At 39.5% G+C, this 23,687-nt stretch carries 19 protein-coding genes; 5 read left to right on the plus strand and 14 right to left on the minus strand.

What is annotated here, in order from left to right; all coding sequences use genetic code 11:
• Positions 1-42: 42 nt before the first annotated feature.
• The 9 genes from HEQ36_RS15925 to kdpA form a co-directional block, all read right to left on the minus strand.
• Positions 43-567, minus strand: coding sequence for a DUF2085 domain-containing protein (locus HEQ36_RS15925; RefSeq protein WP_053538400.1), 525 nt, complete (start codon positions 565-567; stop codon positions 43-45).
• A gap of 51 nt (positions 568-618) precedes the next feature.
• Positions 619-1,416, minus strand: a complete 798-nt coding sequence (locus tag HEQ36_RS15930; protein WP_053538399.1) for a Uma2 family endonuclease — start codon at positions 1,414-1,416, stop codon at positions 619-621.
• 386 nt (positions 1,417-1,802) lie between these two features.
• Positions 1,803-3,464, minus strand: a complete 1,662-nt coding sequence (locus HEQ36_RS15935; RefSeq protein WP_168637135.1) for a serine/threonine-protein kinase — start codon at positions 3,462-3,464, stop codon at positions 1,803-1,805.
• Positions 3,465-3,752: 288 nt separating this feature from the next.
• On the minus strand, positions 3,753-4,220 hold the full coding sequence (locus HEQ36_RS15940; protein WP_027402023.1) for a hypothetical protein: 468 nt from the start codon (positions 4,218-4,220) through the stop codon (positions 3,753-3,755).
• Between the two features lie 84 nt (positions 4,221-4,304).
• A complete protein-coding gene (locus HEQ36_RS15945) occupies positions 4,305-5,456 on the minus strand; it encodes an anhydro-N-acetylmuramic acid kinase (protein ID WP_168637136.1) in 1,152 nt (383 codons plus the stop codon).
• Between the two features lie 395 nt (positions 5,457-5,851).
• A complete protein-coding gene (kdpC, locus tag HEQ36_RS15950; RefSeq protein WP_168637137.1) occupies positions 5,852-6,442 on the minus strand; it encodes a K(+)-transporting ATPase subunit C in 591 nt (196 codons plus the stop codon).
• Between the two features lie 159 nt (positions 6,443-6,601).
• Entirely contained in the window at positions 6,602-6,739 is a 138-nt protein-coding gene (locus HEQ36_RS15955) for a potassium-transporting ATPase subunit F (protein ID WP_160170615.1), read from the minus strand.
• A 403-nt stretch (positions 6,740-7,142) separates the two neighbouring features.
• A complete protein-coding gene (gene kdpB, locus HEQ36_RS15960; RefSeq protein ID WP_168637138.1) occupies positions 7,143-9,239 on the minus strand; it encodes a potassium-transporting ATPase subunit KdpB in 2,097 nt (698 codons plus the stop codon).
• A 78-nt stretch (positions 9,240-9,317) separates the two neighbouring features.
• Positions 9,318-11,003 (minus strand): potassium-transporting ATPase subunit KdpA, encoded by a 1,686-nt coding sequence (gene kdpA, locus HEQ36_RS15965; RefSeq protein WP_168637139.1) that lies wholly within the window; start codon positions 11,001-11,003, stop codon positions 9,318-9,320.
• 159 nt (positions 11,004-11,162) lie between these two features.
• On the opposite strand from kdpA, the gene HEQ36_RS15970 reads away from it, so the two are divergent.
• Positions 11,163-11,897 carry a DUF1995 family protein gene (locus tag HEQ36_RS15970; protein WP_053538392.1) on the plus strand — a complete coding sequence of 245 codons (735 nt, stop codon included), beginning with the start codon at positions 11,163-11,165 and terminating at the stop codon, positions 11,895-11,897.
• 87 nt (positions 11,898-11,984) lie between these two features.
• Positions 11,985-13,136, plus strand: coding sequence for a DNA polymerase III subunit beta (gene dnaN, locus HEQ36_RS15975; RefSeq protein WP_039204433.1), 1,152 nt, complete (start codon positions 11,985-11,987; stop codon positions 13,134-13,136).
• Between the two features lie 363 nt (positions 13,137-13,499).
• Here the strand turns inward: dnaN and psbV are convergent, their stop codons facing one another.
• Positions 13,500-13,991: a photosystem II cytochrome c-550 gene (gene psbV / locus HEQ36_RS15980; RefSeq protein WP_053538391.1), complete on the minus strand. Its 492-nt coding sequence runs from the start codon at positions 13,989-13,991 to the stop codon at positions 13,500-13,502.
• Between the two features lie 177 nt (positions 13,992-14,168).
• Entirely contained in the window at positions 14,169-14,609 is a 441-nt protein-coding gene (locus HEQ36_RS15985; RefSeq protein WP_053538390.1) for a hypothetical protein, read from the minus strand.
• Between the two features lie 369 nt (positions 14,610-14,978).
• Between HEQ36_RS15985 and HEQ36_RS15990 the strand changes: the two genes are divergently transcribed.
• Positions 14,979-15,821: a lysophospholipid acyltransferase family protein gene (locus tag HEQ36_RS15990; RefSeq protein WP_168637140.1), complete on the plus strand. Its 843-nt coding sequence runs from the start codon at positions 14,979-14,981 to the stop codon at positions 15,819-15,821.
• A gap of 34 nt (positions 15,822-15,855) precedes the next feature.
• On the opposite strand, the gene HEQ36_RS15995 is transcribed toward HEQ36_RS15990, so the two are convergent.
• Both HEQ36_RS15995 and HEQ36_RS16000 read right to left on the minus strand, forming a co-directional pair.
• Positions 15,856-16,581 carry a DevA family ABC transporter ATP-binding protein gene (locus HEQ36_RS15995; protein WP_053538388.1) on the minus strand — a complete coding sequence of 242 codons (726 nt, stop codon included), beginning with the start codon at positions 16,579-16,581 and terminating at the stop codon, positions 15,856-15,858.
• A 577-nt stretch (positions 16,582-17,158) separates the two neighbouring features.
• A complete protein-coding gene (locus HEQ36_RS16000) occupies positions 17,159-19,009 on the minus strand; it encodes a chloride channel protein (RefSeq protein WP_053538387.1) in 1,851 nt (616 codons plus the stop codon).
• Positions 19,010-19,377: 368 nt separating this feature from the next.
• On the opposite strand from HEQ36_RS16000, the gene HEQ36_RS16005 reads away from it, so the two are divergent.
• Positions 19,378-19,755 (plus strand): hypothetical protein, encoded by a 378-nt coding sequence (locus tag HEQ36_RS16005; protein ID WP_039204428.1) that lies wholly within the window; start codon positions 19,378-19,380, stop codon positions 19,753-19,755.
• A gap of 490 nt (positions 19,756-20,245) precedes the next feature.
• Here the strand turns inward: HEQ36_RS16005 and HEQ36_RS16010 are convergent, their stop codons facing one another.
• Positions 20,246-21,859, minus strand: coding sequence for a glycosyltransferase family 39 protein (locus tag HEQ36_RS16010; protein WP_168637141.1), 1,614 nt, complete (start codon positions 21,857-21,859; stop codon positions 20,246-20,248).
• A 257-nt stretch (positions 21,860-22,116) separates the two neighbouring features.
• On the opposite strand from HEQ36_RS16010, the gene HEQ36_RS16015 reads away from it, so the two are divergent.
• On the plus strand, positions 22,117-23,643 hold the full coding sequence (locus HEQ36_RS16015) for a hypothetical protein (RefSeq protein WP_168465521.1): 1,527 nt from the start codon (positions 22,117-22,119) through the stop codon (positions 23,641-23,643).
• The last annotated feature ends 44 nt before the right edge of the window (positions 23,644-23,687 follow it).

The raw sequence follows: 23,687 nt of genomic DNA on the forward strand, positions 1-23,687 counted from the left end.
TTAACAAACATTATGTATAGACTTGGACGTGGAAGTGGTAGGCTAGTTATCATTAATTTTTGCATCTGTTGACAGATACAAAATCGGCATAGTAAATAAACCCCAAGCCAAACCAGTAATCAAACCAAAAGGTGTAACAATATAATTATCAAAATCCCACAAACCAAAAATCTGCGCTGCTAATTCCAACGGATAAGCCATCATCAATATACTAGCAAAAGCCGCACCAGTCCAACCATATTGACTTAACCAAAAAATGCCTTTGCCATTAGTTACCGCATACAAAATTCGAGTAATTAATAACCCTGTCACTGTGCCATAGCAGCGCATACAAACTGCCATAATAAAAGGTGGTGCTAACTCCAAACCCATAGTAGGCTGCGGACATACATGATTACCCATAAAGTAAATAATGTCCGCAATCCCCGGAAGCACAAACACACCAGACCCAGCCAAAAAAGGAGCAAGAGGGGGACCAAAAACCATACCAGCTAATAGGAAATCAGCCAAAAAACTTACCCAATTAAGTTTAAACTGTAAATTCCCGGATAAAATTGCCCTTTGCATCTTTTCTCTGTATCCTCTGTGCCTGGAGTGGTTTGTTTATTTAATTATAAATCATAAATCATCATCTGGATTTATACCCATTGCTCGTAAACGTTCGGCTAATTGTGCAGCCTTTCGTTCTGCTTGTTCAGCCCTTTGTTGTTGTTGTTCAGCCCTTAATTTTTGTAATTGGGCTTCTTCTTGACCTACCAATAACAAATTACCATCTAAATCCCACCAGCGCAGCCAAAGTTGTTCAGGATTATTTAAGTAACTTCCTTGCCATAGTCCCAATTCTACACCTAATGGCGCAATAGGATAATGTCCACGTTCGTTAGGCTGGATTTTTTGGTAAGAAAAATCTACCAAGTGATAAACCTCTAATTTATCATTATTAACTTCATAGATGGCATAATAGGGAACACGGATAATACGTTCATATACCCAGAATTTACCAGGTTTTTCACCTCCCTGTAAACCCGCTAGAGGGGTTGAATCTCTTTCTTCTTCACCATTACCACTGGCTAATTCTATAACAATTAATGGAGGAATATATTCCCGCCATAAAACATAGGAACGACGAATTTTACCATCTAATCTTGGTGCTACATCAGGGACATAAAACCAATCTGGTGCTACTGTACCTTTTTCTGGTGGTTCAGTTTCGCGCCAATAAATCCCACAATCTTGACCTATACAAAATTGTCCGTCGGGATGTTTTTTTTGTAAAGTTTGAATTATGGAATCTGTGATAATTATGCTTTGGGGATGTTCTTGAAAGTTTTTCACAAACGTACCATCAGACTCTGGTAGTTGAGTATGATCAGGAAACTGCGGTGGTATAGCAATATCAGCCAGGGTTTCACTCATACTATTTAAAAGATTGCAGTTGTTTATTTAGTATTATATAGCGATTATCGGTTAAGTGAGATACAAGAACCCTACCCCCTCCCCACAAGCGAAGCTACGGTGTACACAGAAGTTATCGAATCACCATTATTCCTCAAATTACCCCACCCTAACCCTCCCCTTGTCAAGGGGCTACGGTGTACACACAAGTCGATGTAAACTAGGAATAGAATGAAAGCGAGGAGATAATATCCGCTTTTCAGGTATTACCTTAGATGTACGGTTCTTGCCCTGATCCTGTTTGCCATTACTGGCAGAATCATCTCTGACAAGCGTAACTTTCCGAGAGTCCCCCGGTAGGTTTTTAATGTCTTTGCTGACAAATTTTAAATTAGCTCCTAAGATAATCAACCAGAAATATCCCATGAAGAATCAGTATCAATTGCTTCTAACTTAGCTAATATTTTAGGTTTAATTTTTTCATATTCTTTTTTCAATATATTTTTACTAATCTGAGCATCCGTTGATAAAGTTGAACCCTGACTAGAAACAAGCCACTCTTGCAATCTTTCTCTTTGAGCCGCAGCAATACTTGATTGTAATATATGTGTGCAAGGATGAGGAGTTTCTTTAGTAAAGAATAATAAACGATATTGCCCAGTATTCTGTAGTAACCCCGTGATTTCTTGACCAGAATTAGTTTTGAGATCCAAATAATAAGACAACCATTTAGCCCCATGTTCACGAGTATAAATAACTGTAATCCACAACATGACCGGATGAGGAGAAGAAATAAATAGAAATTGATTGTAGCGAGTACAAACTAAGCGTTTTTGAATTTCTTCTTGGGGTAGCATCACCCATAACGCTGGTAACAAAGTTTTATCGTGGTAAATGGGTTGAATAAAAACAATATTGGCAATTGGTTTATTGTGTGGCCAAGTAACTAACTGCGTGATGTCATGATCAACTGAATATCTCCGTAGTTCGACTTGTGTATTGTGATTGGTAATGGGAATTGCCAGCAGATTGGTTTTTATTGTCTCTGCTGGTGCAGGAACTACAGGGAAGTTGGGGTTAATAATTTCTTGAGCATCTTGATATATAAGAGTATTATTAATAACCGAAGTATCTTTAATGAAATGAGTATTATTAATAACAGGATTATCTTTAGTGGTATTATGCGTGTCCTTTTGCTGTTCTACAGTAGTAAGAATATTAATAATTTCATTGATACTTTGGGGACGTTCACTAGGTTTTTTGCATAAACAATTCATAATTACATCTTCTAATTGGTTGGGTAGGTGCAAATTAGGAGAAATTTCCGCAAAGGAACAGGGTTTTTCAAAAGTGTGCGCTTTATACCATGATCCAAAAGTGTTGGTTGATGCCACCACAGGAATTTTACCAGTCAGCATTTCAAACATCATGATCCCAAAACTGTAGATATCAGAACGACTATCTAGTTCTTTACCTTCAATTTGTTCAGGAGAAGAATAAGCCAAAGTTCCTAAATAAAACTTGGTATGGTCACTATCAGACATGAGTAATTTAGCAATACCAAAGTCTAAAACTTTGACTAATTCTCCAAAACTGGGATCTTGAATCACCATGATATTGCCCGGTTTAATATCACGATGGATGATTGGACAAATTTTTCCATCTACAGGAATACCATCATGAGCGCACTGTAGTCCTAAACCGATTTGCTTGGCTATTCTGAGAAATCTTGGTAAACTTAGGTGTTTTTTGCGAATGATCTGACCTAATGTTTGTCCCTGTAGATATTCCATAACGTAGTATATTTCATCTACCCCATAGTCCATGACTCGGACGATATGGATGCTTTTTTGACCGAGTAAGGCGCAAGTTTTAGCTTCTCGCTCAAATCGTTCTTGCCAAGGCATCCTTTCGTTTTGCATTGATAAAGTTAGAAACTTGACTGCAACAGGGACACCTCCCAGCAACGTATCCTTAGCACGATAGACTCGTCCCATTGCGCCAAAGCCAATTAGCTCTTGTAGTTGGTAACGGTTTCCGAGTAAGCGACCAATGTTGGGGTCTGACATAGAAAATTCGACTCCAATGTTTAACAGTTCAAGGGATAGTTTTGTAGGTTTTGGTGATTAGAAAATAGGTTGAAAACCTGAAAATTAAAACCGAAAATTCATCAATCAAATCGGATTGCTATTAACTAAGTAGGTTAAGTAGGTGAACACAATAAAACCAAACTGTGTAAAGAAACGTAAAATCGCTGAAAATTTCTTTACTCTTGCCTCTTGCCTCTTGCCTCTTGCCTCTTGCCTCTCTGCTCCTTACCGCCTGATACCAAGGACAATTATTTACATCCCACTTACTTAATGTAATTGGCGTTCTAGACTAGCTTCCATTGTGCTATCTAAAAAATGACCAACAAGAATGCCACTAGTTAGATAATATTGATTATCATTAATTCGATGTAGGGTTTCAAAACCACTCTGTCTCTGACGGTGGCGAAGGTCAGTGGAGCTATCTCCGAGTACCCAATAACGCTGAACAATTGTATTTGGACAAATCCAGCCTTCACCTTCTATTTGTCCGAGGTAATTATGTTGAAGCAGAAAAGTATACTGCCGATCTCCTTCATGAAGTCGTCCTTTATACTGGAAAGAAATTTCTGGGCGATCGCTGTTAGGAAAGATTAATTTTGTAGCCATAGAGAACCAATTATCTCGATTCCAAACCACTAATGTTAAACCTTTCAAGGGAATTGGTTGACTATTGCGCTCCAACCAACTACCTTGGATCACCCACCGTCCTGGTTCTAATAAAAAAGTATGTCCCACCTGCTAAATCCCTTGTTTTAATCCAGCACAGTCGAAGTTTAGAAATACTTGCTAACATAGTATTTTGAGAGACAAGAGACTAAATTAGCGATAATTATCGTGAATTTCTCCTAAAAGCATCTCTTGATATGCTCCTGTGACTGCGGGTAAGTTACCAGGAATATTGATGTTTCGCCAGTATGCTAAAACCGCAAAAGCGATCGCTTCTTTAAATGCAGCACTTAAGCCAAACTCATCTGTAGTTGACACTGGAACATTCCCTAACAGCAACTGTAAGCGATTTTTCAAGTAACTATTACGACTGCCACCACCACATAATATTACCTTATGTGGTCTTCTGGGGAGAAAATTATCATAACTATGGACAATAGAAACTGCCGTTAATTCTGTGATAGTTGCTAAAAAATCTGCGGAATTAAGTTGGTAGGGTTGGGCATCCTGTAAACAATCATGTAAGTAGGTAATCCCAAATAACTCCCGTCCAGTAGATTTAGGTGGTGGTAAATGGAAATATTGGTGACTTAGCCATTGTTCCACCAAGGGGTAACAGGGTGTACCACTGGCTGCCCAATCACCATTATTATCATAGCTTTTAGTGCCACTTGTAAAATGCTGGACGGCTAGATCCAATAAACTATTACCTGGACCTGTATCCCAGCCGCGAATTTGCGACAACCAATCATCACTACGGGCGGGAAGATACGTAACATTACCAATACCCCCAATATTTTGAATACAACGTTCTTCCTGGGGATGACTGAGTAAATAGGCATCTACTTTAGGAACAAGGGGCGCACCATGACCATAAGCAGCTATATCTGCTATTCGGAAATTACTGACAGTAGTAATACCTGTTAAATGGGCAATCATCGCTCCCCGTCCCAGTTGGCAGCTATAACCCAGTTCTTCTAGTCCTTGGGGTGGACGATGGTAAACAGTTTGACCATGAGAACCGATGAGAGTGGCTCTGTGATGACCAATTTGAATATGTTGAGCAGCTTGGGCAAAATTATGAGCGATCGCATCATCTATGGCGGCTACATCTGCCATTGACATCGCAGTACCAGCCCCAAGCCCTAGAATATGTTCTCTGAGTTGAGGGGAGTAGGGATAGGTTTCCCCTGCCAGTAATTCCACCTTCAGATCCAAATCTCCACCAGAAATTTCTACTAAAGCGGTATCTATCCCATCTACAGAGGTACCACTCATTAAACCAATCACACGAGTCGGTTGCATTGACTCAAATACTTTTATGAATTTGCGATCGTAGTGTAATTGATCCTATTACCCATGTCAAAACAATACTTCTACTATGCTTGAACTTAAAAATCCCTTGTTATGTAAGGCTTGACCATACAACCTATAATGATTGTTCCTTCCTGCTACCTCCTGAATGGGCGCAAGCCCTGCGCCCCTACATTTTATACCACGCTTCATTATCAGCAACCCCTAAGAGGGTGTTTGAAAAGTCATGATTGCTGTATCAAATATTTTACCCCTCCCTAACCCTCCCCTTATAAAGGGGAGGGAACTAGATTTCTATTCTTACCCCCCTTTACAAGGAGAAAGGAGGTAACAATGTGATGAAAATTACGGCATACCACTTTTCAAACAAGCCTTAACTAATTTTGCTAACGATTAATATCTTGTAAATCCAAAGCATAATTTAAACGTAAAATATTTACCCCTGGTTCACCAAAAATCCCTAAAAACCTGCCATCAAAATACTTATTAATCAACGGAATAATATCATCTTCCTTAATACCCCGTGCCTGTGCCACTCTCTCTATTTGTTGTCGTACTGCTTTTAAAGAAATATGCGGGTCTAAACCAGAACCTGACGTATAAATCAAATCACCCACAGGTTGTTTATCCTGATTCTGTAATTCTTCCACCTGCTTGAGAATACGTTCTTTAAGTTCTGGATTAGTGGGAGCGAGATTACTACCTCCAGAAATACCAGTCGGTTGAGCTTTTTTACCTTGACTATATCTAACAGCGCTGGGACGACCATGAAAATAACGATCAGATGTAAATCCTTGACCAATTAAAGTCGAACCAATAGGTTGATTATTGATATTTAAAATCATACTACCATTAGCTGAAATCGGGAAAAAAGACTGACCGACTAGCAATATAAAAAGAGGATAGACAATTGCTGTTAATAACCAAATTACCAAAGTTATTCTAATTGCCTTGAAAGTTTCTCTAAAAATAGACATAATTTAATCTTGATTTAATCTGGAATTTAATAAGAGGATTCACCGAAGTAGGGGCGCAGGGACTGCGCCCAGTCAGGATATAGGAGTAAAAGTGCTGTATGGCTTTTTCTATAAATTTTGTAACCCATTCAAATACATATCGCTATGATTTATCAATTATTAAAATCGTTCTGGCTGAAAAATGACTGTTAACAAATAAACCACCAACATTATAGTAGTAAACCCTAAAACCCCCATTGCCCAAGTAGAAACCCTATCTAAACTGAGAGTAGTATTAGCATAAACCACTGGACTCATAAATAAACTGAAACACATCACTATAAAAATAGTGATTGGTAATTGGTGTTTAAACTTGGACAATCGAATCAATGGTATCATTTTCATAAAGGAAAAGGGTTCTTCGGTTATTTTTATGGAAACCCTGGTTCAAAATCATTGAAAGCCCTATTGTGTAGGCATTTCATTGAAAATATGGAAATAATTGTTTATAACCCTTGTCCCGTAAGGGTTTTGTTATCATCAATCCTCAATCACCATAAAAGAGACGCAAGAGCCAGGAAAAGGTAATATACAAGAAGTAAAAGGCAAGAATTATCAATTACCTATTCACGTAATTACACCAGAATTCACCGAGTCAGGAGTAAAACTGTCTGGCTGTGAATATAGATCCTGGACTTGATTAATCTGCAATCTGCTATATTTACGCTAAACCCACAAATGTAATCATCATATCTATTAATTTAATCGCAATAAATGGAGCAATCACCCCACCTAAGCCATAAATTAAAATATTTCTTTGCAGAAGTTGATTAGCGGTTAAAGGTCGAAACTGAATACCTTTTAATGCTAGAGGAATCAAAGTTGGAATAATTAAAGCATTGTAGATCAACGCTGAAAGAATAGCCGAATTAAGGCTACTCAACTTCATAATATTCAAACTTCCTAAATTAGCAGCCGTGAAAAGTACGGGAATAATTGCAAAATATTTAGCAATATCATTAGCGATAGAAAATGTCGTCAACGCTCCACGAGTAATTAACAATTGCTTGCCAATACTAACGATATCAATTAACTTGGTGGGATCAGAATCTAAATCCACCATATTAGCCGCTTCCTTAGCTGCTTGCGTTCCCGTATTCATAGCCACACCTACATTAGCTTGTGCCAAGGCGGGAGCATCATTAGTTCCATCCCCTGTCATCGCTACTATTTTACCCTCAGCTTGTTCCCGTTGAATCACACTGATTTTATCTTCTGGCGTAGCTTCAGCAATAAATTCATCTACTCCAGCTTCTTTTGCAATCACAGAAGCAGTAATCCGGTTATCTCCCGTCAGCATGATAGTCCGTACTCCCATGCGTCGGAGTTGGTCAAATCGTTCGCGGATACCTGGTTTAACAATATCTTTGAGATAGATAACACCGTAAATTTCGTTATCAAGACAAACAGCTAAAGGTGTACCACCTTGATGAGAAACTTGTTGATATGCAACATCTAATTCTGGTGTATCTCTTCCATGACGGGAGAGAACAAAGCCTTGAATTGCTCCTACTGAGCCTTTGCGTACCTCCCTACCCCCAGGTAAATTAGTACCACTCATGCGGGTTTTTGCTGAAAATTCTATCCCCTGTGCTTGTTTGCGGTCTAAATCAAAATTTGCCCCTAACTTTTCTGCCAGTCGGACAATAGATTTACCCTCTGGAGTATCGTCAAAAATACTAGCCGCCAAAGCCACGTTAGCAATTTCCGCCATTGAATGACCATTAATGGGGATAAATTCTTCTGCTAAACGGTTGCCAAGGGTGATTGTTCCAGTTTTATCAAGCACCAGAGTATTAATATCACCACAGGCTTCTATTGCCCTACCAGAGGTGGCAATAACGTTAAATTGTGCCACTCTGTCCATCCCGGCAATACCAATGGTACTCAGTAAACCGCCAATGGTTGTGGGGATGAGGGCTACCAAAAGAGCAATGAGAACAGGAATGCTCACAGGACTATTCACATAGTAGGCAAAGGCGGGCAGAGTGGCTACTACGAATAAAAATACTAAACTCAGAACTGCTAATAATACTGTTAAGGCAATTTCATTAGGGGTTTTAGTCCGTTCTGCTCCTTCGACCAGAGCAATCATCCGGTCAATAAAGCCTTTGCCTGGTTCAGCCGTAACACGAATAATCAGTTCATCAGAAATTATGCGTGTACCACCTGTAACTGAACTGGCAACGTCTGAACCTGATTCTTTGAGAACTGGGGCAGATTCGCCTGTAATTGCTGATTCATCTACAGAGGCAACACCCATGATGACTTCACCATCTGCGGGGATGACATCGCCTGAGACTACATATATAGTGTCTCCCTGTTTTAAGCTGTTGGCAGGAACTTCTGTGATTGTGCCGTCAACGGTGATAGTTTTGGCAATGGTGGCTGATTGGGTTGAACGTAAAGTATCGGCTTGGGCTTTACCTCGTCCCTCGGCTACAGCTTCGGCAAAGTTGCTAAATAGAACGGTGAATAATAAAATTCCCGTTAATAGTCCGTTAAACAGATGGGGATTTTTTTGACTTACTGGACCAAATAATTCAGGGTAAATGGTGACAGAGAAAGTGATGATTGTTCCTATCCATACTAAAAACATCACTGGATTTTTGATGGCATATTGGGGATACAGTTTAATAAAGGCATCTCCTATTGCCCGGAAATACAGTCCTTTATGAGATACCCGCGTTTTTCTGTGTTTCTTACGGCGATAACGGGGACGGGGAGCTTTAGAATGAGAGGTAGTTGCTGAGTTCATATATAAGTAATTGGTCAGAGGCAAGAGGCAAGAGGCAAGGGGCAAGATAAATATTAGACCTATCTTTGTATTTCCTCATTACCTCCCAGAAGCGAGTTTAAAGCCTTCGGCAATTGGGCCTAAAGCTAGAACAGGGAAAAATGTGAGGATGCCTAAAATTAGGGTGACACCAGCAGTAATTCCCGTAAATAGCAGAGAATCAGTTTTTAAAGTTCCCCGGCTTGCTGGACTGGCTTGTTTTTTAGACATACTATCAGCTAAGAGAAGTAGGGCAATAATGGGTATATAACGTCCTGCGAAAATACTGACAGTTGTACTTAAGTTCCACCATAATGTGCTGTCATTTAATCCTTCTAAACCAGAACCGTTATTGGCTGCGGCTGAGGCGTATTCATAAACTACTTGGGAAATTCCATGAAAACTTGGGTTACTAATTCCCGACAAAGATATAGGATAAGCCATAGCTATGGAACTAGGAATTAAAATCATCATCGGGTGAATTAATAGGACTACACTAGCCAGAACAATTTCCCGTTTTTCAATTTTGCGTCCAAAAATTTCTGGTGTGCGCCCTACCATTAAACCTGTGATAAAAACGGTGAGGATCAGATAAATAAAGAGATAAGCTGTTCCTATGCCTTGTCCTCCCCAAATTATTTGTAAAAATAGGTTGAATAAGGTAGAAAATGTGCCACTGGGCATGAGGGAATCGTGCATTCCGTTAACAGCACCGCACATGGTGGCTGTGGTTGTAACCGCCCATAGTGCGGTTTGCGCCCAATCAAATCTGACTTCTTTGCCTTCTAAGTTGGGTAATTCTAATCGCAAAGCATTGTTAATGAGGGGATTTCCTTGTAATTCTCCTGTGGCTGTAACGCCAATGAGAACGACAAAGATGATAAACACCATTGAAAATAATAGCCAGGTTTGTTTGAGGTTGTTGGCAAATACTCCGTAGGTGTAAATTAGGGAGGTGGGGATAGCCAACATAGCGATGATTTCTATTAGGTTAGAAGCACCATTGGGATTTTCAAAAGGATGAGCAGAATTAGCTGCAAAAAAGCCGCCGCCATTTTCTCCTAACATTTTGATCATTTCCCAGGAGGCTACTGGACCTCTGGCTATGTACTGGATTCTCCCTTCTAAGGTTTCTACTAAGGCGGTTTTGGCTAGGGTTTGAGGTACACCGGAGATGATGAGAGCGATCGCCCCCACAACAGATAAAGGCAATAAGATCCTAGTGATAGCCTGGGTAAAATCTACATAGAAATTCCCCAGTTTTCTCCCTGTTAACCCACGAATAAAGGCAATTCCCACTACTAAACCACTAGCTGCTGAGGTAAACATTAAAAAACCTAAAGCTGATGTTTGACTAAAATAACTAAAGGTATTTTCTGTGGCGTAGTGTTGTTGGTCGGTATTGGTCAGGAAGGAAATTGTGGTATGTAGTAATAAATCCCATCTCATCCGCCCCAGTCCATTGGGATTCCAGGGCAGAAATTTCTGATAATAGAGGAGAGCATAAACTACCGCACCCATGACTAAGTTACTGCATAGTAAGGCGCGGATATACTGCCAACCCGTCATATCATTTTTTTTACCCACACCCCCTAAAATATAAATTATTGCCTCTAGGGGCTTGATCACAGGATCAAGAATTGTCCTCTCTCCCAAAAAAACACGGGCTATGTATTTCCCTAGCATTGGCGTAATAAATACGACAATGCACAGCGTTAAAGCAATTTGTAAAAAACCTTGACTCATGTAGTTTGCACTTTATTCAACTGAAGTTCTAGCCAGTTAACACTCAACAATAATGCCTAAATTAGTAATAGATTGAATTTTTAGTGATTGGATGATTTTTTACACCACCTAAATCAATATAGTAGAAAATTAGATATTAACCCAGCGACTTGATAAACTATGGCTGAACTACCAAAAACCTTAGAAGATGCGATCGCTCAATCTTGTGAAGCGGTAAAATCAGCTTTAGCTGATGGTATAACTCGGATTCAAGTTGAGTTATTATTTCCAGAACTCAAATTCATGACGGTTGCAGAACAATTTCTCCCCCAATTTACTGAATACGAATCCCGTCTCAAAGTCTTCTTTGCTGATGCTGGTGCGGCTGCTTTAGCCCGTCGTGATTGGACAGATACACAATTCCAAATTTCCGATATTGGTACTGGTAGGGCTGCATCCCTAGAAGCAAAAATTCAGCCAGAGGATGAAATTTTCCTATTTATTGCCCCCACCTCCGTAGAAGTGCCACAATTAGAAAAGCTGTGTGAACTAATCGGCGATCGCCCCGTAATCATGTTAACACCACGACTCGAAGATTCTAGTGTAGTTGGTATCGGTTATACAGCCAGAGAAACTCGTCGTCGCTTCATTAGTACCATCGAATCTTGTTACTATATCCGTCCTGTAGATGATGAATCTGCCCTTTTCCGTTGCTACCCTGGACAATGGGAAGTATGGCAAGAAATAGAGGACGAATATCAAAAAATTGTTGAACTCTCAAACAAACCCTCCGGTGATGAATTAGACGCGATTCTTATGGGAGGACAAACGGCAAACACTACGGACGCTACACCCGCCAGAAAACCCAGTGTATTCAAGAGTTTGCAAAGGTTTATCAAGGCTTTAAGCAGTTAAGATCACAAAGTAATGGGGAAATCGCTGAATCACCTGATTACCCATTACCAATTACAATTACCAATTCCCCCATTATTTAATTTAAAGATGAAATTAATCTGTTCTCAAAGTGATCTTAGTAGCAACCTTTCTCTCGTCAGTCGTGCAGTCCCGTCCAGACCAACTCATCCTGTTCTTGCCAATATCTTATTACAAGCAGATGCCAAAACTAATCAAGTTAGTTTAACAGCCTTTGACCTCAGTTTAGGTATCCGTAGCAGCTTTAGCGCCGAGGTCTTAGAAGGGGGGACAATTGCTCTCCCTGCCAAACTGCTTGTAGATATCACCTCTCGTCTACCAGAAGGGGAAATCACCCTGGATGATCAATCAGGAGATAATACCGGAGAAGGTATAATTGTTACTCTCAAACCTAAAAGCGGACGTTATCAAGTCCGAGCAATGGGCGCAGAAGAATTCCCCGAACTACCTGTAATTGAAAACGCTGAAGCCATTACTCTCACCACAGCCGCACTAATTGAAGGATTGAAAGGTTCTTTGTTTGCTACCAGTTCCGATGAAACCAAGCAAGTCCTCACAGGCGTACATTTAACCCTAAAACAAGACACTTTAGAGTTTGCTGCCACCGACGGACACCGATTAGCAGTTTTGGAAACTACAAATGAGCGCCCTGTAGAGGGTAGCGAACAGGTAGAGGTGACAGTACCAGCAAGAGCATTGCGAGAACTACAACGGATGTTAGGACATAACTCCACATCGGAAGAAACTGTAGCCGTATATCTTGATCAAGGTCAAGTAGTATTTGCTTGGCAAAATCAACGCCTAACCAGCCGCACTTTAGAAGGGCAATATCCCGCTTATAGGCAATTAATTCCTCGGCAATTTGAACGCCAAGTCACATTAGAAAGAAAGCAATTTATTAGCACTTTGGAACGAATTGCTGTGTTAGCAGATCAGAAAAATAATATTGTCAAAGTCAGCATTGATAATGCCAATCAAGAGATTACTTTATCTTGTGAAGCGCAAGATGTTGGTAGTGGTACAGAATCAATGCCAGCACAAATATCTGGCGAAGATATAGACATTGCTTTTAATGTCAAATATCTGATGGAAGGTTTGAAGGAACTACCATCTTCAGAAATTCAAATGCACTTGAATCAAAGTTTAACTCCGGTAATTTTCACGCCTTTGGGTGGATTAAAAATGACCTATTTGGCTATGCCTGTACAGCTTAGAAATTAGTTTTTGATCCGTCACACAATTTTAGATTTTAGATTTTAGATTTTAGATTTATGCCACGAATAAATTCGCGGGCTTAGATGGTGTTTGAAAAGTCATGGTTGCTGTATCAAATGTTTTACCCCTCCCTAACCCTCCCCTTATAAAGGGGAGGGAACTGGATTTTCTTGTTTCCTCCCTTGATAAGGGGACACTAAGGGGGGTAACAATGTGATGAAAATTACGGGATACCACTTTTAAAACATCCTCTTAAGACCTTTTTGGATTTTGAATCTTCAATCCAAAATCTAAAATTTAAAATCTAAAATCCCGTCAGGGAATCTATTTTCTGTTCCCTGACAATTTGTATGACTGAATCAGGATAGTTTAGTAATAAATTTTACCGCCACCCCATTTAGTGCCAACAACTTTTGGTTCTAAGAGAATGTGTCCGGCGATCGCTTTCAAGTCCTTCTCAGTCAGATTTCGCATAACTCGGAAAATATTTGCACTCTTCAAACTGGGGTGAATTTCCGAAATTTCTGTTGCACCATCATAGGTAGTGGGATTTTTCATATAGTCCACCAAACCTTCAATATTATTGCGCTTAGGTAAAGCCCCTGCTAAGGCTTCTGGTTCAAGTCCCACATTTTGGTTAGTCTTGGTAACTCCACCGGCATGGCATTGAGCGCAAGCGTAATTGAATAGTCGTTTACCTTCTTTGACTTGTTTTAAGCTGAGAACAACTGTATCGCCTTTGTCATTTAATGGTACTGTACGGATAGTTTCATCCAGTTCTAAAGCTGTTGCAGTACCGACAACCATCTGTAATGTCAGCAAAATAGTAGCAACAACAACACCAATTAGTCTTTTAAACATATTTCTCCTCAAAGATTTTATTGAGTCACTGTAATACCAATATCATGTTAGGAGTCCAATTTGTTGCCAAAAATACGATCCCTTAAACTCTTGTAATTTAAATTTCTAGATAGGATAGGATCAACAAAGCTAAAATTGTTGTTGTTTTAGTGATGCCGTAAAAGCCGTGCAAATGTGCTACTGCAACGCTTGTTTTTGCTGGGAAATGGTAAGGGTGTAGTTGAACCTGTCTTGTGACAAATCACCCATATACAATAGGTATTTGCCTGGCTGCCAGTAACCGGAGAATTCGGCTTTGCCACCACTATAACTATCAGCAAGCACACAGAAGCGTCCTCCTGGTCCAGAAATCAATAGTGTTGGCTGTCCTTGACTTTCTACCGTCAATCGTAAATAAGGCAATGGCTCTGTAACTTCAATTATTTGATTAGGAGCGGTGTTAATATTCCCACAGTTACTTTTTACACTCCCTCCAGATGTACCGTTTAATACTAATGGGTCTTGATCAAACTTAGAGTTAATTTCTAATTGTGGGGTTTTAGCAAAGCTGGACTGATTCAGTAATAAGCCCATTGTGAGTGCTAAGGAAGCAATTGTAACTAGGCTCAAAGTTTTCATGTTATTTCTATGCTCTTAAATGTTTATATCGTTGTCAGGTGTCAGGAAGAAGAAGTTAAGTAGGTTGGCGTTAAAAATTGTCGTTATGGAAAACTTGCTTTGGGTAAGGAGTGTGTACACGGTAGCCTCTTCAATAGGGGAATAAGAGGTTTTTTATGTGTTATTGATATATAAATGTCTTAGATTTATTAAGCAAATAATCAGTAATTCTGACAGATTATTTATTTAGACGGGAACAATTAGATTGTGTTCCTACTGAACATTTTATCATTCCAGAGTGGGGAAAACAATTGGAAGATTGCGTTAGGCTGGATGAAACTGCAAAACAGCGGATTGTCTGATCCGTATAAATCCTGATAAAATTTCCTGATGTTCAAACTAAAGCATCTTCAAACGACTAACACAGGGTGGTCTTTGGATCAACGAGATCCAAGGTTCATCGAATCTATGATGCCTATCTTGGGCTTGTTATATAACTGTTATTTTCGAGTCCAAACCAGTGGCTGGGAAAATATCCCAAATGGCAAAATTCTCGTTGTCGGTTCTCATAATGGTGGACTGGCTTCTCCTGATACTTCCATGATGTTATATGATTGGTTGCGTCGCTTTAGTGTCGAAAGACAGATTTATGGTTTGATGCACCCTAAGGTTTGGGATGTGTTTCCACCAGCGGCAGAAATGGCGATGAAAGCTGGTGCAGTGAGGGCGCACCCCAAAATGGCTTACAAGGCTTTGCGGGCTGGCGCTAGTGTCTTGGTTTATCCGGGTGGTGCTGAGGATGTCTTTCGCCCCCATGCGATGCGGGATAAAATTTATTTTGCCGAACGGAGGGGGTTTATTAAGTTGGCGTTGCGGGAGAATGTACCAATTGTGCCGGCGATTTCCTGGGGTTCACATGATACTCTGATTGTCTTGGCTGATATGTATGAAATCATGCAGCAATTTCATAAAATGGGGATGCCTTGGCTGCTTGGGGTTGATCCTTTGGTATTTCCCATTTATTTGGGATTACCTTGGGGATTGGCTTTTGGACCTCTGCCTAATATTCCTTTGCCTGTAACTATCTATACTAGGGTTTGTCCGCCAATTGTGTTTGCACGCTATGGAAAAGAAGCTGCAAGCGATCGCACTTATGTGGACGAATGCTATGAGTTAGTCAAAAGCAAAATGCAGCAGGAGTTAGATATTTTAATTCAACAAGCCAGTCATTAAAATCATCCTGGCGATGCTTTTGTCGCCAGGTATTTCAACTCACTACATCTTGCAAAGAATCACTTTTTTCTCGGACAAGATGACCGTCTTCCATATAAACAATGCGGTCAGCAATATCTAAAATGCGGTTATCGTGGGTGACGAGTAAAATTGTACAGCCATGCTCTTTAGCTAATTTCTGCATTAGTTCTACTACATCCCGTCCTGATTGTTTATCTAGTGCGGCGGTGGGTTCATCTGCTAGGACTATTTTTGGTTGACTGACTAAGGCGCGAGCGATCGCTACCCGTTGTTTTTGTCCCCCTGATAAACTATCTGGATAGTAATTGAGACGATTTCCTAATCCTACTTCTTCTAACATTTGCTGTGACTGCATTAACATTTTTTTTGCTGACATTCTCGGCTGTACTTCTAAACCCATCCTGACGTTTTGGATTGCTGTTAAGCTACCGTGTAAGTTATGGGCTTGAAAAATATAACCGTTATTTCTGCGGGCTTGGGTTAATTGTTTAGCATTGGCTTGACATAGTTCATTACCTAATACCTGCAAACTCCCAAACTGGGCAGAACGTAACCCACCAGCCAAGGTTAATAATGTGGTTTTACCAGAACCAGAAGGACCTGTCATGATTACAATTTCCCCTGCATTTATAGTTAAGCTAATATTAAATAAAACTTGTTTTCGTAGTTGTCCAGATCCGAAGTAATGATCAAGATTGCAGATGGAAATTACAGGTTTAGTAGAGTTAGTAGTTTTCATAGTTGAGGTTTTAAGGATTTTTTTGCACGCAGAGCCGCAGAGACAACAGAGAGGAATTTTGAGGAATTTAAAACATATCTGCTGGGTCGGCTGATTGGAGTTTATTTGTGGTGCTTCCACTACTGCATCCATCTGATTTATTTGTCCAAGTTCGACAATGCCGTTACCGGATACTACTTCACCCGCACGGCTATAAATGTCAAAAATTACACAATTTTGAGGTGTTTTAACATAACTTTGAGCGAAATTGGCTTGTGCCTGTGCGGCTACGGCTATTTTATTTAAGGTGGCTTTAGACTAGAATATGCTGCATTGTGAAGAGATTTTATCAATGGAGAGCGATCGCTTGATTGATAATCTAGTTAATTTAGCGTTGCTGATAGCCTGCGTGGCGTAGCCATGTTGAGGTATGAAATTCCCAAATTGAACCTTTAAAACTCAAACCTCAGTGCGTCTACTCTTCGAGATCACGAAGCGTGATTGCGCCTTTGCGTGAGACTAAAATTCATACCCTTAATCAGCAACGCCTATGGAAATCAAAGCAATCACGAGAGGTTGCCACCAGGATATTGACCAATTACCAATTACCAATTTCCTCTATATATTCGGCAGTGGGAATCACTGGTGAATATTGGTGCAGTATCTTAGTGATTGCCGTTAAATTACAAGTCAATTCAATTTGTTCCCTTTCTAGCAACCCCAGAATAAAATCGGGATTGTCTTTAGCTACCACTGGTAATTGATGTAAACCACGTAATGCCATCCGGTCTAAAGCTTCAGATACAGGTTCATCATCCCAAGCATAGAGAATATCTGTAGTACAAATATCTATCAGTTTTTGACTAGATAAATATTCCTGAATTTCTGGCAATGAATTAGGAAGATTTTGGCAGATAAAAAAAGTTCGTTTAATATCTTCTAGGGAAAGAATTCCCACTAGTTTACCCGTATCATCATCAATGATTAAAGCACTGCGGATTCGTTCCCGCGTCATTACTACCGCAGTCTCTAATACGCCTAAAGTTGCTGATAATTTTTTGGGACAGGTGTACATAGCATCTGCTACTAACATTTGCTGCCAAAGTTCTACCTTTTCATCTTTCAATTCAGGTAAACCAATCTGTTGCAGATTAGCATTAGCATCTACAGTTGGTTTGATTAGTTCCACCAACCAAACACTTAAGCCCACTGCTGCCATTAAAGGTAAAACAATGCGGTAATCACGGGTTAATTCAAATAACATTAAAATTGCTGTTAATGGCGCTCTCACGCTACCTGCTAAAACCGCCGCCATACCTACCATTGCATAAGCTGGAGGCGCAGCCATATATTCTCCAATTCCTGGGATGATCAAAGCCAAAAATTTAGCGTAGGCAGACCCAAAGGAAGCACCTAAAAACATAGCTGGGGCAAATAATCCGCCCACAAAACCACTACCTGAACTTACCGCTGTCATTAGCAGTTTTAATACTAGTAAAATGAGTAATAAATTGAGGGAAAAATCTTCATCCTGTAGTATCGCTTCTACAGTTCCATAGCCGATACCTAAAATTTGTGGGTATTGCCAACCGACTAAACCAAGAATTACACCACCAAAAATTGGCTGAATGGACTGAGGAATTTTACCTAATAACGTTAACCCTGAGAAATTGCCAGCAAAGATAGCTTTAGCTAAACGAATGGATTCAGTATAAGTAAGAGAAATTAAACTTGCACCCAAACCTAAACCCAGATAAAGCGGTAATTCTAGGTAACTGCGAACTTGATAAGCGGGTAAAGCAAAAGCTGGTTGTGAACCTAAACCAATTTGAGCAATTAAAGCAGCTACTACGGCGGCAAGTAACACCACACTTACGGCAGAAGTAGCAAAATATGTACTGCCCATGACTACTTCTAAGGCAAAAAATACTCCCGCAATGGGGGCATTAAAACCAGCCGCTAACCCAGCCGCAGCACCAGCCCCCAATAGTAACCGCTGACGCTCCTGAGATACTTGTAATACATCTGATAACAACACCCCAAAATTAGTCCCAATTTCTACACTTGGACCTTCTGGACCTAAAGATGCACCACTACCAAGAGAAACTGCCGCCGCGATCATTTTTGTCACCGGTCGCAGGGGTTTTTTCGCTTCTTTTCCCTGAGAAACAGCTATCAGAGATGAAAGTCCTGGACCAAAATCTTGAGTTCGCCAACGCATGAGGCCAACAATGATACCACCGAGAATAGGAACAGCCGCTAAGGTCCAAGCACCCCAAATTCCAATCTGTCCCATCAGATTTTCCAACATGAAGTTGTTAATTAGCTGGATTAAATAGTGAAAGGTGACTATACCCATACCTGTGCTACTGCCAATTAGCACGGCTAAAAACAGCACTACTGTTTCGGGAGAGGCTTGAAAACGATTAATTAACTGAGTGAACCGCATGGAATATGGGGGAAAGTAGGGTTTTAATCATTGAGGATTCTTAGATATTGATAAACGGGGTATAATGTTGGAAAAATCCGTTTTTTGTCTATTATTTCTTATTGTGGTTCATTATCAGAGAAACTGCCTGCTCAATAATTAACTAACAAAAATCACAAAATATTTAGAAAAAATAATTCTACTTTGTGGTGCTAACAACTTGGGTTAATATTGAGGGGAGTACGTCTTTGGAGCAATTGCATTCTTAAACTCCATAATAGTATTTTGCCAATCACTATCAGTGATTATGGCACGATTACTAGGTCTACAGTAAAATTCAATACAGATATTGTTATAAATAGAATCGAGGGACTAGGTGGACGAGGTAGATGAGTACAAATACTTTTCATAATCACTATGTTACTTGCCCAATTTGCCAAAAAAATAACAGAACAAAGCCAATAAAGTCTTATATTGGTTTGTTTACCTGTCCTTATTGTCAAGAAAAATTAGTTGTTTGCCAAAGTGGCCACTATGTGCGTGATCCATTTATTTGGAGACAAATAATGATTTCGTCGGCTCTCCGTCGTCAAAGCCGACCTTTGGCAAGGATTATCAGAGATTTTATTGTCATTAAGCATCCTTTACTGTCTTTAGTTGTGGGAAGTGCAATTTTTTTCGGGATTGTGACTATGACTCAAGACAATATGAGTCGTAATGGTCAAGAAATTCCCCAAATTGAAAAAATGAATAGGGGTGAAAAATAGATTTCAAATTCAGGCGTTGCTGAATTGAGGTATGAAACTCAAATATTCTATTTCTCAAACTCTTACTCTCTGCGTCCTCTGCGCCTCTGCGTGAGAAAAAATCATACCTTTATTCACCAACGCCCAAATTCAATACTATTGCCAAAGCCCTGAAACCCTATTGATAAGTAATTGGACAAAAATATTTACAGTCATTGCGAGCGAAGGGAAGCAATCACAACCCTTGGAATTGCTTCATTTCACTTAGTTCCATATGGCTAACGCCACGCAACGCTTACACAATGACATTGTGTAATTAATTCTGTCTCACTACTTATCGTCACGATTTTATTGGGTTTCAGACATATTTTGGAAAACTGGCAATAGTATTGATATTTATACGGGTTTGAGCAAATACGGGTGTTGTTTCTATGTTTTTTGGTAAGGAAATACGGGGGGTTGCCAATACGGTTCTGGGCAACCACGGGCTGTTGCACCTACGATAACGGGTTTATAATGAGTTATTTTCTTTTGTAATTAATTGCCAGTCTTTTACTTGGTCTATGACTTTGATGGATTTAAATTGGAGGTTTTCTAAGGTAGATGTGTTAATGAGAAAATAAGGTTGGCTATCATATTGCCAGTAATATTGTAGTTCACCGATAGAAGCGGGAATAATGGTGCGATCGCTATAAAAATCCAAGGAAGGACGATGATAGGGAAAAGATGTATAGATTTCCTTAACTGCTGGATTAATTTTCGTGATCATTGCCGCTACGGGTTTAACGGGATAGGCTGTATTTAATTCCCAAACCCAGTAATTAGATTTCATTAATAATAATAGAGAAATATAACTTCCCCAAATTAAAATTTTCAGAAATTGTCTATCACCGCGTTCTGCTAAGATTGCGGATAAAGTCATAGTTAAAGCTACTGCGGCAAAAATAATCTGTAACTCGGCTTTGTCTAATGTTCTTCCCCCAAAATAAATACTGCTTGCAGAAGCCACTACCGCCAATATCGCTAAACTCGTTACCCAAGAGCGGGGATAGCCTGAGAATAAGGGGACATTTTCCATCTGGGCTAATTGAAACCCAAAAGCTAAAGCCAAACTAGGGTAAATGGGGAATATATACCAGGGGAGTTTAAAGCTAATGAGGGAAATAATTAATAGATAAACACCACACCAGATAATAATTAATTTCGCCCAACTTAAGTTATTATTTTCCCAGGTAATGCGGATAGTTTGGGGGAGAAATATCAACCAAGGCCATGTCCATTTAGCGATTTCTAAAAGATAATACCAAGGTGCTTGGGATGTGCCATTATTAATGGTTTGAATATGGGTTAAAGATGTATTGATGTCAATACTGAAGGGATATCCATAGTGCCATAATTGAAACCCATACCAGCAGCATACAGGTAGACAACCGATAAAAATACCTATCCAGAAATAATAACTTGTCAGTAGTCTGGGTGTATCCCAAAAAAGAAAGACTAAAACAATTGCACCTAAATAAATACCCATCATGCCTTGAGTTAGACAGATTAACCCAAAACTAATGCCTACACCTAAGCAGTAACGTAAATCCCGCCGCGATCGCAAGACAAACCACATCATCACAATTAAAAAACAGGCAACTGCCCCATCTAACATTGCCAACCTGCCATAACGTACCACAGGCAGCATTGTTAAATAAATCAAGGAACTATAAATAGCTGCCCAACGTTGACGAAATATCTCCCTTCCTAGACAATATAAGCAAGGCACAGAAGTTGCTGTCAAAATTGCACCAGGTAGGCGCGTTGTCCATTCATTGACACCACCCAGAGAATAAGCCCCAGCAATTAACCAGTGCATAAGTGGCGGCGTGTGATGATATGGTTCACCTCCCAAAGTGGGGTAAAGCCAGCGCATTGAATCTACTGGGGCTTGCCAAATTTCCCGCGCTACCCTGGCTACGGTTGCCTCATCGCCATCTTGTAAGGGCAAACCTCCAAGATTGATACTAAACAAAATCACCGCTGCTAATAACAATAGGATTAGCCATAGCCAATCAATCTTTTTTTCAATCACACGATGCTGTTTTTCTAGATGAGTCCAAACAAAGCTTCCTTCTTGCATATTCTATGCGAATCTTATAACTGCTAGGTTTAATCACATAGAGATCAAAGCGAATCTCCAATGTTGCCATCTAGGAACAATCTATATTCAAAGACAATGGCTAAATCCCAAATTAGCTCAGTTTCTCATGAATAGAGATAATTTTTTGGCGAAGATTTTCTTATTGATTTTTTAAGGAAGTTTACAAGCATCTTTACGATTAAATGATATAAATACTACCATTAGCATTTAGTCAACTACCCCGAAGGAGAATGTCAATGAACTTACCTTTTATTTTAGATGTGGCACTGGGTTTAATTTTTATTTACTTAATTTTAAGTTTACTGGCTTCGGAAATTCAAGAACTATTGACAACCGTACTGCAATGGCGGGCTGAACACTTGAGAAGATCAATTGAAATTCTTTTAGCTGGTGATGCTCAAACTTCAGAAAATCCCGAAATAATTCAACTTGTCAATAAAATTTATGGTAATCCTTTAATTCAAAGTATTAATCAAGAGGCGAAAGGTTTATTGGCAACTTTACCTCGGAAAGCGACTTGGGCAATTGGCTCATTCTTTAGTCTGTTTAGAAAGTCTAGTTCTAGATTTAAAAAAGAAACTGTGTTTGGTGATCAAAAACGTAGTGCGCCTTCCTATATTGGTGGTGAAAATTTTGCTAATACTTTTATGGATACACTCCAACTGCCAATATTGGTACAAAAATTAACTGAAATTAGGTTGGAGCAATTCAAAGCTGAACGGTTAGATGATGTTAGACAAATTTTGATTCAGTTACAAGTTTACATTAATAACCAGGAGCTATCTAGTGAATTTGCCACCAATATTGCCGCAGATTATAGACGGTTGGAGTTAGAGTATAACCTGATTATTGATGAATTCAAAAAGGAAAAATATGATATCTACATGGTGATAAATAGGATGGGAGATAGCCTAGCTAAATATATAGAAAGTTTTGTAGCGAGTATAGCTGATCATGAATATATTTTAGATAAGCCTTTGCGGGAACTAAAATTCTTAAAACAAGATATTTTTGAAAGTGCAGAAAAAGCCATAGTGATAGGAGGCTTAAAACCTAATATTAATGAAATTATCAAATCTATCAAGAAAGGTAGTGATATTCATGGTGAAGTCATAGCAGCTATCCAAGATAAAGATAGTGAAACATATAAAAAAGTTAAAGAATTGATTGATATTTTGCCAAGTTCTGTAGTTGATAACATTGAAACTATGGCAAAACGCGCCCAGATGAGAGCTAAAAGCACGGAGGAAGGTATTACTCTTTTGCGAAGAGAAATTGAAAATAGTTTTGATAGCTCAATGGAAAGAGCCGGTGGTGTTTATAAACGTAATGCTAAAGGAGTGGCAATTATCATTGGCATAACCTTAGCTATCACAACCAATGCCGATACTTTTCATATCATTAACCGTTTATCTAAGGATTCTTTATTGCGGGAAATAATTATTAACCAGGCTGTAAAAGTAGCACCACAAGACTCTAATCCTTCAGATATCAATAAAATAGATCCTAACGAGATTTTAAAGGAAGTTGAATTACCAATTGGTTGGACAAGTGCTAACGTACAACAGCAAATCAACAGCACAAAATATAGAGTTAATGGGTTGCCTGTTTTCAGTGTTTTAAGTATGATTGCTGGTTGGTTTGTCAGTGGTATTGCTATTGCGATGGGTGCGCCTTTTTGGTTTGATTTACTAGGAAAAGTGATGAATGTCAAAAATGCAGGTAAAAAAGGCAAACAGTCCCCCAAAAATCAAGATGAATAATCAATGATTCAGATCCCCGACTTCTTTGAGAAGTCGGGGATCTG

The sequence above is a fragment of the Anabaena sp. 54 genome, from assembly GCF_017355725.1.
Classification (GTDB): Bacteria; Cyanobacteriota; Cyanobacteriia; order Cyanobacteriales; family Nostocaceae; genus Dolichospermum; species Dolichospermum heterosporum.